Source organism: Bartonella sp. AA97HXZ (assembly GCF_042196985.1).
Classification (GTDB): Bacteria; Pseudomonadota; Alphaproteobacteria; order Rhizobiales; family Rhizobiaceae; genus Bartonella.
Genome location: NZ_JBHIRC010000083.1, coordinates 1 through 1,064, shown reverse-complemented (window position 1 = coordinate 1,064; position 1,064 = coordinate 1). Strand labels below are relative to the sequence as shown.

The 1,064-nt window shown below is 48.1% G+C and carries 1 protein-coding gene; it reads left to right on the top strand.

Annotation, left to right across the window (positions count from 1 at the left end; all coding sequences use genetic code 11):
- Window positions 1-129 precede the first annotated feature (129 nt).
- Window positions 130-1,064 (top strand): phage tail tape measure protein (locus tag ACFINE_RS09810; RefSeq protein WP_375621897.1); only part of this gene is annotated, 935 nt, incomplete at its 3' end.

The following is a 1,064-nucleotide window of genomic DNA, read 5'->3' as shown; positions in this document are numbered from 1 at the left end:
CTTTATTATCACTGGGCGCCTTCAGAGATTAACCAGATGGATTGGCTGGATGTGATTGCCTATCGAGAAGAACTCGCGCGCCTGAAAGCTCAAGAATATGAAAGTCATCAGTTAGGATAAGAGACGATCATGGATGTTTCTCTTGTTGTGCGTTTTGTTAATCATCTGCAAGAGGGGATCGCTTCTGCCAAGCGAGATCTTGCAGCCTTTAGTTCAGATGTTGCGCATTTCCAAAACAAGACAAGGCAGCATTTTAAAAATTGGTTTGACCCTGAGCATCTTGAGGATGCGACAAAGAATGCGGAAAATGCTTTTATCCAAGCCCGCGGGCGCATGGTGGGTGCGCTTGCGCAAACAGCAACCTTAATTGCACCGCTCTATAAAGCCATGCAATTTGACCAATCGATGAAGGGACTAGAAAAGGTTCTCGATGCCCCCCTTGATCGCTTAAAGGAATTGCGCCGTTTTGCGCTTGAAACCTCCACCAAGATTCCGTTAGCGGCGCGTGAAGTCTTAGAATTGATGACCAGTGCCAGCCAAGCAGGGATTGGCGAACAAGATCTAGAAGCTTTTAGCATTTATGCCGCTAAAGCAGCTGTAGCTTTTGATATGACGGGAGATCAGATTGGGGAGCGCTTTGCCAAGTTGCGCAATGTCTTTAAGCTTAATCAGGCAGGCATTGAAGATCTAGGCGATGCTATCAATCATCTCTCTAATCACATGGCGGCAAAAGCCAGTGAAGTGTCTGATTTTACCAATCGTGCCACCGGTGCGGCAACCATGTTTAAGCTCACCGCGCGCGAAACTGCGGCATTTGGTACGGCGATGATTTCTGCTGGGATTGTTCCAGAGAGTGCCGCGCGTGGTTTTAATGCCATGAGTGCCCGTATTCAGGCAGGAGGCAAGCATATTGAAGATGCTTTTGCCAATATCGGGCTTTCTCGCGAAAAGTTCATGCAAGATCTGGACAAAGATGCTACCGGCACTTTGGTGCGCTTTTTTAATGTGTTGGGTAAATCCGAACAGGGGATGCGCTCGCTGATTGCCATTGCTGGGCGCGATTT